This window comes from Carboxylicivirga sediminis (genome assembly GCF_018156225.1).
Taxonomy (GTDB): Bacteria; Bacteroidota; Bacteroidia; order Bacteroidales; family Marinilabiliaceae; genus Carboxylicivirga; species Carboxylicivirga sediminis.
The window spans coordinates 57,176-71,428 of sequence record NZ_JAGTAR010000014.1; the positions used below are offsets into that span (position 1 = coordinate 57,176).

Genomic DNA, 14,253 nt, shown 5'->3' on the forward strand with positions numbered 1-14,253 from the left:
GTTTTATTCTGTTGTTTCTGTTTCTGATTTTACAAATGATACCATGAAGGCACCTAAAATCATAATTACACCGGCCATAATCAGGATGTATATGCCCTGACCTCCAAAGAACATTCGTAAGATGGGACCACCAATAACGCCACTCAAAATTTGAGGGACAACAACTGTCAGGTTAAACAGTCCCATGTAAATACCCATGCGTTTGGCAGGAAGTGAGCCTGAAAGAATGGCATATGGCATTGCTAAAATACCTGCCCAGGCAATTCCGATTCCAACCATTGATATCAATAGCATGTACTGATCATTAAAGAAATAGGTTGAAATATATCCTAAGCCACCGAGTAGCAATGAGCCGGCATAAACTGTTTTGCGACTGGTTAGTTTAATAAACCAAGGCATAGCAATTGAAAAGAGAGCAGCCACAGCACTATACACCGCAAAACAAATACCTACCCAGTTACCAGCTTCATTAAAAGCTTTTAGTGTGGCTTCATTTGTTTCTGTTTCGGCATTAAAATCTATTGGTACGCCAAAGTAGTGTTGTGAAATGGCAGTGGTAGAATATACCCACAGCAGGAAAAGCGGAAACCATGAAAACAATTGTACAATTGACAATTGTTGCATTGTTTTAGGCATGTTGATTAAAAGCTTCCAGAAGCTTTCTTTCTGGGCTTTATCTTCTTCAGTAATATTTTTGTATGCCTCAAACTCCTCCGGAGGGTACTCTTTTGTTTTAAATACTGTTACCAAAACGCTTATCAGTAATAATGATCCGCCAATGTAGAATGACCAGATAACCGATGGGGCTACTTTTCCAGCCTCAGGTTCATTTTCGATACCTATGGATGTTAGTATAAAAGGTAATGCTGATCCAATAACAGCTCCTGTATTTATCAGGAAGCTCTGGACTGAATAACCAATGTTTCGCTGTTCTTCCGGGGTCATATCTGCTACCAGAGCTCTGAATGGTTGAAATGTCACATTAAATGAACCATCCATTAATGCCAGCATTGCTACTCCGAAAAACAAAACACCAGCCCCGCCGGCTTTTATTACCAATGGCGCATTGGGCATAAAAAACATCGCAATCATTGAAACAATGGCACCAGCTAAAATATAAGGTGAACGACGACCGAGCCTTGTCCATGTTTTATCGCTGGCTGCACCTACAACCGGTTGAACGATTAAACCCATAATGGGAGCAACCAACCAAAAAAACGACAGGTTATGTGGGTCGGCGCCTAAACTGGTTAAAATACGACTAGCATTTGCATTTTGTAGTGCAAACCCAAATTGTACGCCTAAAAAGCCAAAGCTTAAGTTCCAAATTTGCCAAAAGGATAACTTTGGTAATTGTTTCATAATTACTTGTTTTTAGTTACAGGAATACCAATTGATGACAGTTAGTAAACCAACTGCAGGCAAAATGATATTCATAGTCTTAGATGAGGTACAATAATACCTTAATGACTTATAAAGGTATAAGCATTATTGAAAGGCATTAACAGGAAAGTCTCTTATCAATTAAATCCAATACAAATTTAAGATAAACTTAATATTTATGCCAGCTTTATTTGTTGCGGTGTTTTAGGCTATCTTCAAATAAATCAGTGCTATTACTGATTGCAAACGTTTGCGAAACACCTTGCATTATTTAGAGATAGGCTGAAAATTAACAAACCGATTTTTTTGCAAACGTTTTCGGTAGATGTTACTTTACAGCCAACAGCCCATTGACTGCATGGTTAACAATGGCCATTAATGTAGCTGTCTGTTAAAGTAAAGGGTAGTGTTTAGTATTCAGTGCCTAGTTGCGATGAGGCGCGTTCTACCAGTTCAGGCGTAAATATTTTCGTCTCATATTCTTCCTCTTCCACATTGTTTTCAATATGGCCTATTAATAGGCGCATAGCGGCTTGACCTATATCATAGCCTTTTTGCTCAACGGTTGTGAGCGGTGGATAAGCTATATTGGCATTGGGGCCGTCGCCAAAGCCCACAACTGCAATGTCTTTGGGGATGCTGTAGCCGTTGCGCTGAAGAACTTGCATAGCAGCAATGGCTGTACTGTCGTTAACGGCAAATATACCATCAACTTCAGGTGCTAAGCGTATAATATCATCGGCCCTGGCAAATACAGTTTCACGGGTGTCACACTTCACAATTAGGCGATCGTCACAGCTGAGTTTATGCTCTTTTAGAGCACTGCAATATCCCTCTTTACGGTTCTTACCTATTAATAAATGTTGCGGTGCTGCCAGGTGCATAATTTTTTTACAGCCTTTATCTATCAAATGACGTGTGGCAATTCTGGCACCTTCAAAGTCATCTGCAATCACTCTGTCGGAGCTAATTTGTTCGCATATTCGGTCGAAAAACACCACTGGAACACCATTTTCTTTCAGGTTTTCAAAGTGGGCAAACTCATGAGTGTTCTTACTCATCGATATTAAAATGCCATCAACTCTATTGTCTACAAGTGCCTGCAGGTCAATTACCTCTCGCTGGTAATTTTCATTCGTTTGGCAAATGATGGCATTATAACCTCTTCCATATGCTACATCTTCAATACCACTAATAACTGTAGAAAAGAAATGGTGAACAATCTCCGGTATTACAATGCCGATGGTATTGGTTTTACTACTCCTCAAGCTTAACGCCAATGCATTGGGACGATAGTTTACTTTTTCGGCAAATGTTTGTACCAACTGTTTGGTTTTCGGGCTAATGTCGGGGTGGTCCTTCAGTGCTCTTGAAACAGTAGATGGTGAGATACCAAGTATTCTGGCAATATCTTTAATCGTGATTGGTTGGGATTTCATTTTTATAGCTATGGAACTGTTGTTAGACTGATAAAAATTAAAGATAGCAAAAACATCAATACCTCTCATAGTTTGCCGAAAAATGAGTTGACGGATCATAATTCTGAAAAAAATAAAACATGTTCTACAGCAGGTTGTTTTACCGCAAACGACACCGCAAACGACACCGCAAACGGTTGCGACGAATTATCTGCAAAATTGTGTATTTGTGTGTTAATAAATGTTTACAGAATCTTCAAAATTGCATATGTTTGTAGCGGTCTTAGTGGTTAAATTAAGCATTGTTTTAAAGGTATTAACAGAATCATCTTCTCAATTAATCCACAAATAAAAATCCTTTAAAACGGATAACGGATGTTTAATTCGGTATAGCACCACGTTTAAATTGGTATAATTTTGATTAGTGGTCTAAACCACCCCAATTGTAAGGGGGCTAACATGATAAATTAAATTTTTTATCAACACATGAAAATCTAGTTTTTATGAAAAGACAGTCAAATCTTTTTAAGTTACTGTTTATTGTTGTGGCACTTTTTAGCTTTTCAGCGCTATATGCCCAGCAAATGACAGTGTCAGGAACGGTAACAGACGCAGCTGATGGGATGCCATTACCTGGCGTAACAGTTGCAGTTAAAGGTACCACAACAGGTACGATTACTACGCCTGATGGAAATTATACGTTAAGCGTTGAAAATGGGCAAACGCTGGTTTTCTCATTTATTGGCTATAAATCACAAGAAGTTGTTGCTACCAATACAACCATTAATATTGCCTTGGAAGAAGATGTAATTGGCATGGAAGAGGTTGTTGTTATTGGGTATGGTACTACAAAAAAGAAAGATTTAACAGGATCTATCCAGACCGTTAATGCTGATGATTTTAATCAGGGAGCGATAGCCTCTCCACAACAGTTAATTAATGGTAAAGTAGCTGGTGTGCAGATTACTGATGGTGGTGGTGCGCCTGGAGAGGGTGCGACTATTAGAATTCGAGGTGGTTCTTCACTTACAGCATCTAATGATCCTCTAATTATTATAGATGGAGTGCCTCTTGATGGGGGTGACGTAGGAGGTATGCGCAATCCGCTTAATGTTGTTAATCCAAATGATATTGAGACATTTACAGTGTTAAAGGATGCATCAGCTACCGCCATTTATGGTTCACGAGCATCTAATGGAGTAATCTTAATTACTACTAAAAAAGGTAGTGGAGCTGGAATGAAGATAGATTATGCAGGTAATGTATCTGTGGCAACTAAAGCGAATGAGTTAGACATATTAAGTGCTAATCAATATAGAGAGGTTCTTACAGATAAATTCCCTGATAATGTTGGTTTAATGGGAGATGCAAATACTGATTGGCAAAAAGAAGTTTATAGAACTGCCGTAAGTACTGATCATAACCTTGCAATGTCAGGTATGATTGCTGATAAAATGCCATATCGCGCTTCTGTTGGATACAACCTTGCAAATGGTATCCTTGATGAGTCAAGTATGGAAAGAACAACAGCGTCAATTAATGTTAATCCAACATTTTTTGATGATCACTTAAGAGTAAATCTTTCTGCCAAAGGAATGTTTGTTAACAACAACTTTTCAAATACCGGAGCTGTTGGAGCCGCAATTTCTATGGATCCAACACAAATGATAACAGGTGATATGTATGAGCCTTATGGTGGTTACTTTACATGGACCCGGGGAGATGGAACTCCTAATGGTAATGCCCCTGATAATCCAAGAGCGCTAATAGACCAACGAGTTGATAAGTCGAAAGTGAATCGTTTCATTGGAAATGCTCAATTCGATTATAAATTCCACTTCTTACCAGAGCTTCGCGCCAATCTGAATATCGGGATGGATATGCTGGAATCACAGGATGATCCAAAAGAAGTTATGGCTGGTGCTGCATGGGATACTGATGCATATTTACGTGGAGGTTCTTATGAAAAGTATAAGTTAAAGAAGGAAAACAAATTACTTGATTTCTATTTGCAGTATACAAAAAACCTAGATGCTATTGATTCTCGTTTTGACGTGATGGGTGGTTATTCATGGCAACATTTCTGGACTGAAAATACATCAGGTAGTTGGTTCAACTTACCAAACGAAGATGACGATTTCGTGAGAGATCCAGAAAATTTGACCCGTAATGAGAACTACCTAGTATCATTCTTCGGTAGATTAAATTATGTGTTATCCGATAAATACTACTTAACATTTACTTTAAGAAATGATGGATCGTCACGTTTCTCAGAAGATAATCGTTGGGGTCTTTTCCCATCTGTTGCTTTAGCATGGAATATGAAAGAAGAGTCTTTCTTGGAAGCAAGTGACGTGCTTTCTACCTTGAAAATGAAATTGGGTTATGGTGTAACTGGTCAGCAAAATATTGGTTCTGACTATGGTTATTTTGGAACTTATAAATCAGGACAGCCAACAGCTCAGTATGTTTATTACAATAATGTGACTGGTTCATATGATCGTGTGCCATTAACTACAATTCGCCCTAACGGATATGATGAGAATTTGAAATGGGAGGAAACAACCACTTATAATGTTGGTTTAGACTATGGATTCTTAAATAATCGCATTAGCGGTACCTTAGATGTTTACTTACGTGAAACAAAGGATCTTTTGAACCAGATTCCTGTTCCTGCAGGTGCTAACTTAACTAATGAACTTGTAACAAATGTTGGTTCGTTGGAGAATAAAGGTTTTGAATTGTCTGTTAATGCAATTGCCTTGGAAGGAAGCGATTACTCTTGGAGTATTGGAGCCAATGTTGCTTATAATGAAAATGAGATTACAAAATTAACAAGGGTTGAAGATCCTAACTACCTGGGTGTTCAAACAGGTGGTATTTCAGGTGGTACTGGTAATATGGTTCAAATTCACCAAGTTGGACAGCCAGCTAATTCATTCTTTGTTTATAAGCAAATATATGACACTAATGGTATGCCCATTGAAGGTTTATATGAAGACGTTAATGGAGACGGACAATTCAATGAAAGTGATTTGAGAGTTTATAAGCAATCAGCTCCTAAAGTGATGCTTGGTTTGAATACTAACTTCAATTACAAAAACTGGGATTTCAGCATGGCAGGACGCGCTAACTTAGGTCAATATGTTTATAATAACATGGCCTCTGATGGTGGATTCTATAACAGAATGCAAATTAGTGGTGAGTACTTGAATAATTTGAATAAAGATGTATTTAATACAGGTTTTAACACTGCTCAGTATTTAAGTGATTACTATGTTCAGAATGCCTCTTTCTTCAGAATGGACAATATCACCCTTGGATATGATATGTCTGATTTGTTGAACAACAATATGAAGATGAGAGTTTACACTTCGGTTAATAACGTATTTGTTATTACAGACTATGAAGGTATTGATCCTGAGGTAAGTGGAGGTATTGACAATAATATTTACCCACGTCCAAGAACATTTTTACTTGGTGTAAATGTTACATTTTAATTTGAAGAAGTCATGAAGATAAAAGTATTAAATAAAATTGCATTTGCACTTGCTGTTATTGTTGGTTTAGGTGCATGTACAAGTGATTTAGATGTTACGCCGATTGATCCAAACTTGGCAACAGCAGATAAAGTTTTGGATTCTGAGGAGGCATTTGCTCAAGTGTTGGCTAAGATTTATGCTGGTTTTGCAGTTTCAGGCCAACAAGGACCTGCAGGTGATCCAGATTTAGTTGGTTTTGATGAAGGTCACAGCCAATATTGGAGAGGTTATTTCGTTTGTCAAGAATTACCAACCGATGAAGCTGTAAATGGATGGGCTGATGGTGACTTGCCAGATGTAAGTCAGGTAGACTGGGGAGCAAACAATGGATTCATCCGTCAATTTTACTACAGAGCTATTTACCAGGTTTCTTTAGCTAACGAGTTTATTCGTCAGGCAAACAGATTAGGAAAACCTGAGTATTCTAACTTACCACAGTATATGGCAGAAGCTCGTTTCTTAAGAGCCTTATCATACTGGCACGCTTTGGATTTATTTGGAAATGGTGTTCCATTTGTAACTGAGAATAGTGCCATTGGTTCTGTTTTACCTTTGCCTGCTGGTGAAAACCCACGTGGACCTGAATTGTTCGATTACATCGAAAGTGAATTGTTAGCCATAGTTGGAGAAGGTGAAGATAAATCACAGGTATTAGCTGATGTTGGCCAAACTTATGGTGGCCAGGCTAATAAAGCAGCAGCATGGATGGTATTAGCAAAGTTGTATTTGAATCATAATATTTACAGAGGAGAATTAGACAATGCATATTATACAAAAGCTCGTACCTACATCAATAAAGTAACGTCAGCAGGATATAGCCTGATTACTGATGCAGATGCTGTTGCAGATGCTGTGTATTCTCCATATGAATACCTATTCTTAGCTGATAATTATAAAGCTGATAATGAAATTATTTATTCAATTAACTCTAATGGTGATGATACCAGAACATATGGCGGTATGACATATGTAGTTGCTGCTTCTATCGGTGGTGATGAAATGAAGCCAAATGATTATGGTATGGCTAATGGTTGGGGCGGTAATCGCACTACAAAGGCCCTGGTAAATAAGTTTAGTGTTGATGATAACCGAGCACTTTGGTTTACAACTGGCCAGCAGTTAGAAATTGAGCAACAAGATCAATTTACTCACGGCTATGCGGTTGTTAAGTATAAAAACAGAACAAGAAGTGGTGGTTATGGTTCTAACGAAGGTAAATCAGACTGGACTGATATTAACATTCCTGTTTTCCGTTTGGCCGATGCTTATTTAATGGCTGCTGAGGTTGACCTAAGATTAGATGGAGCTGTTTCAGGTGCAAGTAGGGCATTTTTGCAAGAGATTGCTGATAGAGCAGAAACAACTTTACCAGGAACTATTGATCTAGATTGGATTCTTGATGAGAGAGCTCGTGAGTTATATTGGGAGTGTCACCGCCGTTCAGATCTTGTTCGCTTTGGTAAGTTTACAAAAGGTTATAACTGGCCTCTAAAAGGTGATGCTTTGCAGGGGAAAGATGTGGATGATAAGTATAATCTAATGCCTATTCCATTTACAGATATTACTGCAAATCCAAATCTTAATCAGAACCCAGGTTATTAATCGTTAACCTATAAATTTTAGACAAATGAAAATATTTCAATATATAGCTGTTATATTACTGGGAGCCGTGTTGTTTTCGTCTTGTTCAGAAGATGATAAATTAACATACAATCCTGAGTTAGCAACTGAGTCAAATATTAGTTTGCCAGGTGCTGATGGATTAGTATTTACAAAAGATGATGCCGATGAATTAATTACATTCGAGTGGTCAGCTACAGATCCTGGTGTAAGTGTTCAGGTTGATTATGTAGTTGAACTTTCTACAACAAATGTTTTTGATGTTGTAACTACTTTGGCTGAAACTAGCGAAACCAGTGTTGATATTAAAGTTAGTGGTGTTAATAATGCATTAATTGCTTTAGAATTGGATCCTGGTGTTGAAACACAAGTTTATTTGCGTGTTTTGGCCAAGATTAATGAGAATGTAGAAGATATATCATCTGCTTTTAAAGAGTATACAACTACTCCATATGAAACAATAATTGATTACCCAATGATTTATGTTCCTGGAGCATATCAAGGTTGGAGTCCAGGTGCCGAAAATGGTAGGTTGTATTCGTATAATTTCGACAATGTTTATGAGGGAATCATAAGAATTACTGAAACAGCTGAGAATAATGGTGAATTTAAATTAACTGAAGGTCCTAGCTGGGATGTAAATTGGGGTGGAACATTAACTGCAGATGGTGACAATTATACTGGAACTGTTGGCGGTGGAGATAACTTCAAAGTAACCCCAGGAACATACATGTTTAGAGTAGATCTGGATGCGAATACAATAACATTAACTAAAACTGATTATTGGGGAATAATTGGTGAAGCCATTGGTGGCTGGGGTGATGCTGATGATGTTATCATGCACTACAATGGCCAGCGCATGTACTGGGAAGCAACTGCTGATTTCGTAGCAGGCGGTTGGAAATTCAGAAAGAATAGTTCATGGGGCGGTGACCTTACTGGGGATTCTAATGGTAATCTTGTAGGTTCAGGTGATAACATATCATGCGATACGCCTGGTAAATACCATGTGACATTCGATTTGAACAACATGACGTACACGTTTGAAATAGTTGAATAGAACACTTTATAATATTTGGATTAAAAAGCCGCCCACTGTGGCGGCTTTTTTTTAAAACACATGTATATGAGAGATAATTACCTAACTAAACTAATTAGCAGGGGCATCTTTTTGCTCTTTATGTTCCTTGTTTCCATTGGGCTAAAGGCACAGGTGGTTACCTCTGTACCTGCGATTCCCGTAGAATCAAAATCGGTTACCATCACTTTTTATGCTGATAAAGGTAACCAGGGACTCATGGATTACACGGGCGATGTATATGCCCATACCGGTGTTATCACCAGCGAGAGCACCAGTGGCAGCGACTGGAAATACGCACCCACATGGGGTGATAACAGTGCCAAATACAAGATGACGCGCGTTTCGACCAATGTGTATACGCTTGAGATTACTCCTAACATTAGAGATTACTATGGCGTTACAGCCTCTGAAGTCATCAAGCAGATGGCATTTGTGTTTCGCAGTGCTGATAACTCTAAAGAAGGCAAAGATACAGGAAACAAAGATATTTTTGTGGATGTGTCGGATGAAGAACTGTCTGTCTCTATAACCAGTCCTGTTAATAACAGTATTCATGAAAGTGGCTCAACCGTGCAGGTGCAGGTCAATGCCTTATTAAATGATCAGCTGCAGTTAAGGGTTAATGGTGAATTGGTTGCCAGCACCACCGGTCAGGAACTGGTATATGACATCACCAATGTAACGCTGGATCAGTATGTTTTGGAGGCGATAGCCAGTGATGCTACAAGTTTGATAAGCGCTACCACCAAATTCTTTGTAAAGGGAGAGGTGGTGAACGAGCCTTTACCTGTAGGATTGAAACGAGGCGTTAATGTAATTGATGCCAATACTGCAACAGTTGTTTTATTTGCCCCTAATAAAGAATATGTGTATCTGATGGGTGACTTTAATAATTGGGAGCCTTCTAATGCGGCCATGATGAAGAAAGATGGTGATTATTTCTGGTTAACAATTAGTGACTTGGTTGATACACGGGAGTACGCTTATCAGTTTTGGATTGGTAGCGATTTGAAAGTGGCTGATCCTTATGCCAATAAAATACTTGATCCGTGGAATGATAAATACATTCCAGAGGATATCTATCCCAACCTAAAAGCCTATCCCGAAGGAAAAACAGATGAGATAGTGAGTGTGTTTACAACAGCCGATCAGACTTTTATCTGGGAGGTAAATAATTTTGTAGCCCCATCGCCCGAAGAACTTGTGGTTTATGAAGTGTTGATTCGCGACTTTACCGATAACAAAGATATTAAGACCATAACCGATACGCTTTCTTACCTTAAGAGATTAGGGGTTAATGCCATTGAACTGATGCCGTTTAATGAGTTTGAAGGCAATGATAGCTGGGGGTACAATCCATCGTTTTATTTTGCTACCGATAAAGCCTATGGCACGGTGGAGGATTACAAAATCTTGATCGATGAGTGCCATAAGGCTGGTATTGCTGTTATTATGGATATGGTGTTGAACCATTCCTACGGGCAATCGCCTTTTGCAAGGATGTATCTGGGAGATAATGGCAAGCCCTTAAATAATCCTTGGTATAATACTGAGCATAACATGGCTGAACCGGCAGCTCAATGGGGCTACGATTTCAATCACGAAAGCGTGCATACGCAGCAATTGGTTGACAGCATTTGTTCATATTGGATGGAAGAGTACAAGATTGATGGTTTCCGTTTTGATTTTACCAAAGGTTTTACCAATACCTCATATCCGGTTGGAGACTGGGCTAGTGCATATGATGCCTCCCGAATAGGGATTCTTAAGCGAATGGCTTCTGTAATCTGGTCAAAGAAGGAAGATGCAATTATAATATTTGAGCATCTCTCAGAGAATAGTGAAGAGAAGGAGCTGTCTAACCATGGCAATGGTATTCTGTTATGGGGCAATGCCAATCATGATTTTAATGAAGCTACAATGGGGTACCCTTCTGATTTATCATGGACATCTTATCAAAAAAGAGGATGGGGCAGACCAGGTATAGTTAACTATATGGAAAGCCATGATGAAGAGCGCATCATGTATAAAAATTTAGAGTATGGTAATAGCAGTGGTGACTATGATGTAACAGAACTGGCAACAGCATTAAAGCGTACCGAGGCCGCTGCAGTCATGCTTATGGCCATTCCTGGCCCAAAGATGATATGGCAGTTTGGTGAGTTAGGCTTTGAATTAAGTATCAATCGCTGTACCGACGGAACAATCAGCAATGACTGCAGATTGGCTGCCAAGCCTCCCAAATGGGAATATCAAGACAGCGAAGAACGTATGCGCTTGTTTAAAGTGTACCAAAAGATGATTGAGTACAAAAAGAACGAGCCTGTTTTTGCAACCAACGAATTTGTGATGGATGTGGCCGGAGCAACAAAGCGCATTGAGCTAAATAGCAGTGGCAGCGATGTGCGTATTGCGGCCAATTTTGGTGTTGAAGCAGCGAGTGTGACACCTAATTTCAGTACAAAAGGAAAGTGGTACAATGTATTTGTGCGTGATAGTATTGATGTGACAGATACACAAATGCAGGTGTACCTTCAGCCGGGCGAATATGTGATTTATAGCCAAAAGAAGCTCAGTGGCTTTGAACAACCCACTTCCATTGGGGATGATTTGAATAGTCTGACGCTGGGCGTGTCGCCAAATCCGTTTAAGGATAATGTTTCTATTAAGATTGATGAGTCTGAGGCTGAATACGAGTTATTCAGTTTAACAGGAGTTCTGGTGAAGAAGGGGCACCTAAACAGAGGGGCCGCAACACTTAGCTGGAGCGATTTGCCCAAGGGGCACTACCTATTGCGAATTAGAAGTAAAGGAAAAACCGAAGTCAGAAAATTGGTGAAGCAATAAAATACAGAAATGGCCTTAAGACGATATCTAAAGGCCATTTTTATTATTTTCCTTCTGCTTTCATAAGTGTTCGCAGGGTATAAAAGAAAATCCTTATATCGAGCCGTAATGAGTATTTTCTCATATAAAATAACTCTAGCTTAAGACGCTGCAGCATTTCAGTTTTATTCTCGGCATAACCAAACAGCACCTGACCCAGTGAAGTGATGCCAGGCTTCGTTTTAAGTAACTCTACAAAAGCTGGCTCGTCTTTAATTAGTTGATTAATATAGTGTTGTCGCTCTGGTCGTGGGCCGATAACCGACATTTCTCCTTTAATAACGTTTATGAATTGAGGAAGTTCGTCAATGCGCCATTTACGAAGAAAACGACCAAATGGTGTAACTCTTTCATCTGTAGCTGAGGACAAGGCAGGTCCGTTTTTTTCGGCATCATCATACATTGTTCTGAACTTAAGTATTTGGAAGGTCTGTCCATTTTCGCCAACACGTTCCTGCTTATAAATAAACGGCCCTGGCGATTCGTTCTTTATTTTCCAATAGATTATTGGTATAAAAGGTGATATGGCCAAAAGACCTATGAGTGACATGGTCACATCACTGCTTCGCTTGATGGCGTATTTTGTTTTATTCCAAACTGGTACAGGTACTAACCCTGAGCTTCGGTGCTCAAGAATTTGTCGATCCAGCTCTCGCTCGTAACTATATGTGTATCCTGGTGCAATTTGCATTATACTCTCCCTGTCTTTCAACATTCCCAAATTGTTCTGCCTATAATAACGTTGGCATTTTTGTTTTATTATAGTACCATTTGATTTTACCAGTTTTAGTCAATCGGGTTGCATTTTTTTTGAGGAGTATCAAATTTTATAATGTAAAAAGCCTCTTTATGTATATAGAAGTAGAATCCGAATAAATGCATTATTTTTGGCGCCATGATGCGTAAAGATTCATTCCGACATATAGGCATGCGAACAAGACTGGTTGAGGAGTTGCGCCGCAAGAGAATTACCGATGAACGAGTTTTAGAGGCTATTGGCCGGGTGCCAAGACATCTGTTTCTCGAAAGCAGTTTTATAAAATTTGCCTATCAGGATAAGGCCTTTCCTATTGGAGCAGGGCAAACAATTTCTCAGCCTTACACCGTAGCATTGCAATCACAGCTATTAGAAGTCAAGGCTGGCGAAAAGATATTGGAAGTTGGCACTGGTTCAGGCTACCAAGCAGCCGTATTAATCGAAATGGGGGTGAAACTGTTTTCTATTGAACGACAGGGTGAACTTTATCAGCGCTCTGTGCGTTTGCTCAGGGAACTGGGGTATCAGGGCCGGTTTTATTTAGGTGATGGTTACGAAGGCTTAGCGGCTCAGGCGCCTTTCGATAAAATAATAATAACGGCCGGTGCGCCCGTAATTCCGAGAAACCTGCTGATGCAATTAAAAGTTGGCGGGATGATGGTAATTCCTTTTGGTGACAAAAAGCAGGTGTTGATGCGCATTATCCGAATCAATGAGGATGAATTTGAGCAAGAGGAAATTGAAGAGTGTGCTTTTGTGCCCATGCTCAATGGAGTAGTTGGCAAATAAAATTGTAATAAGAGCTAAAGACTATTTTAAATGATACATGTAGATATTATACCCATTAATCCTTGGCAGGAAAACACCTATATTCTGTCGGATGAAACAAAGGAATGTGTTATTATTGATCCGGGCTGTTTATCGGCTGAAGAACGCGATGCAGTAGCCCGTTTTATTGAACAGAAGGGCTACCAACCTGTGCGATTACTGCAAACACATATGCACCTCGACCATGTCTTTGGTAGTAAATTTATTGCTGACAAATACAACCTCAAGCTGGAAGCCCATAAAGATGATGAATTCTGGGGTGAACAAACGGTTGAGTATGCAGCTAATTTTGGGATGGAGTTAGATGCTAATCCACCCGCCATCGGCAACTATTTAAACGAAGGTGATAAAGTTACTTTTGGAAGTTCATCACTGGAGGTAATTCATGTGCCAGGTCATTCACCTGGAGGTATTGTTTTTTACAGCAAAGAGGATAAGATAGCCATTGTGGGAGATGTGCTGTTTCGTGAAAGCATCGGCAGGGCAGATTTGCCTGGCGGTGATTTCGAAACGCTGGTATCAAATATTAAAAACAAGCTGTTGGTGCTGGATGATGAGGTGAAGGTATACCCCGGTCATGGGCCTGCATCAACCATAGGGCACGAAAGAACCAGTAATCCCTTTTTAACTTAGTAAAGCATAAAGCTCTTTCCCTTTATTGGAGAAGGAGCTTTTTTTTATTGATAATTATTTTCTATTAACCAAGCAAATATCATTGTCTTTTCGAGTTTTTATTAA

9 protein-coding genes are annotated in these 14,253 nt (G+C 39.3%); 6 read left to right on the forward strand and 3 right to left on the reverse strand.

All coding sequences use genetic code 11. From position 1 onward, the window contains the following. Positions 1-3: 3 nt before the first annotated feature. Together KDU71_RS10445 and KDU71_RS10450 are read right to left on the reverse strand one after the other, a co-directional pair. A complete protein-coding gene (locus KDU71_RS10445; protein ID WP_212190559.1) occupies positions 4-1,362 on the reverse strand; it encodes an MFS transporter in 1,359 nt (452 codons plus the stop codon). A gap of 431 nt (positions 1,363-1,793) precedes the next feature. Further along, positions 1,794-2,822, reverse strand: a complete 1,029-nt coding sequence (locus tag KDU71_RS10450) for a LacI family DNA-binding transcriptional regulator (RefSeq protein ID WP_212190561.1) — start codon at positions 2,820-2,822, stop codon at positions 1,794-1,796. 482 nt (positions 2,823-3,304) lie between these two features. Here KDU71_RS10450 and KDU71_RS10455 point away from each other — a divergent pair, with 482 nt between their 5' ends. The 4 genes from KDU71_RS10455 (at position 3,305) to KDU71_RS10470 (ending at position 11,891) form a co-directional block, all read left to right on the forward strand. Beyond that, complete coding sequence (locus KDU71_RS10455) at positions 3,305-6,301, forward strand: SusC/RagA family TonB-linked outer membrane protein (RefSeq protein ID WP_212190563.1); 2,997 nt, start codon at positions 3,305-3,307, stop codon at positions 6,299-6,301. Positions 6,302-6,313: 12 nt separating this feature from the next. After that, a complete protein-coding gene (locus KDU71_RS10460; RefSeq protein ID WP_212190570.1) occupies positions 6,314-7,945 on the forward strand; it encodes a RagB/SusD family nutrient uptake outer membrane protein in 1,632 nt (543 codons plus the stop codon). A gap of 25 nt (positions 7,946-7,970) precedes the next feature. Beyond that, positions 7,971-9,023 (forward strand): SusE domain-containing protein, encoded by a 1,053-nt coding sequence (locus KDU71_RS10465; protein ID WP_212190572.1) that lies wholly within the window; start codon positions 7,971-7,973, stop codon positions 9,021-9,023. A 66-nt stretch (positions 9,024-9,089) separates the two neighbouring features. Next, the gene (locus KDU71_RS10470) at positions 9,090-11,891 is read left to right on the forward strand and encodes an alpha-amylase family glycosyl hydrolase (RefSeq protein ID WP_244828371.1); all 2,802 of its coding nucleotides are present in this window, start codon (positions 9,090-9,092) and stop codon (positions 11,889-11,891) included. A gap of 43 nt (positions 11,892-11,934) precedes the next feature. Here the strand turns inward: KDU71_RS10470 and KDU71_RS10475 are convergent, their stop codons facing one another. Next, complete coding sequence (locus KDU71_RS10475; RefSeq protein WP_212190574.1) at positions 11,935-12,645, reverse strand: sugar transferase; 711 nt, start codon at positions 12,643-12,645, stop codon at positions 11,935-11,937. A gap of 180 nt (positions 12,646-12,825) precedes the next feature. On the opposite strand from KDU71_RS10475, the gene KDU71_RS10480 reads away from it, so the two are divergent. Together KDU71_RS10480 and KDU71_RS10485 are read left to right on the forward strand one after the other, a co-directional pair. Next, complete coding sequence (locus KDU71_RS10480) at positions 12,826-13,476, forward strand: protein-L-isoaspartate(D-aspartate) O-methyltransferase (RefSeq protein ID WP_212190576.1); 651 nt, start codon at positions 12,826-12,828, stop codon at positions 13,474-13,476. Between the two features lie 30 nt (positions 13,477-13,506). Further along, entirely contained in the window at positions 13,507-14,148 is a 642-nt protein-coding gene (locus KDU71_RS10485) for an MBL fold metallo-hydrolase (protein ID WP_212190578.1), read from the forward strand. Positions 14,149-14,253: the final 105 nt, after the last annotated feature.

Bases quoted from the DNA above. Each gene is read 5' to 3' on its own strand.
- KDU71_RS10445 (WP_212190559.1), bottom strand. From the start codon at position 1,362: ATGAAACAATTACCAAAGTTATCCTTTTGGCAAATTTGGAACTTAAGC.
- KDU71_RS10450 (WP_212190561.1), bottom strand. From the start codon at position 2,822: ATGAAATCCCAACCAATCACGATTAAAGATATTGCCAGAATACTTGGT.
- KDU71_RS10455 (WP_212190563.1), top strand. From the start codon at position 3,305: ATGAAAAGACAGTCAAATCTTTTTAAGTTACTGTTTATTGTTGTGGCA.
- KDU71_RS10460 (WP_212190570.1), top strand. From the start codon at position 6,314: ATGAAGATAAAAGTATTAAATAAAATTGCATTTGCACTTGCTGTTATT.
- KDU71_RS10465 (WP_212190572.1), top strand. From the start codon at position 7,971: ATGAAAATATTTCAATATATAGCTGTTATATTACTGGGAGCCGTGTTG.
- KDU71_RS10470 (WP_244828371.1), top strand. From the start codon at position 9,090: ATGAGAGATAATTACCTAACTAAACTAATTAGCAGGGGCATCTTTTTG.
- KDU71_RS10475 (WP_212190574.1), bottom strand. From the start codon at position 12,645: ATGTTGAAAGACAGGGAGAGTATAATGCAAATTGCACCAGGATACACA.
- KDU71_RS10480 (WP_212190576.1), top strand. From the start codon at position 12,826: ATGATGCGTAAAGATTCATTCCGACATATAGGCATGCGAACAAGACTG.
- KDU71_RS10485 (WP_212190578.1), top strand. From the start codon at position 13,507: ATGATACATGTAGATATTATACCCATTAATCCTTGGCAGGAAAACACC.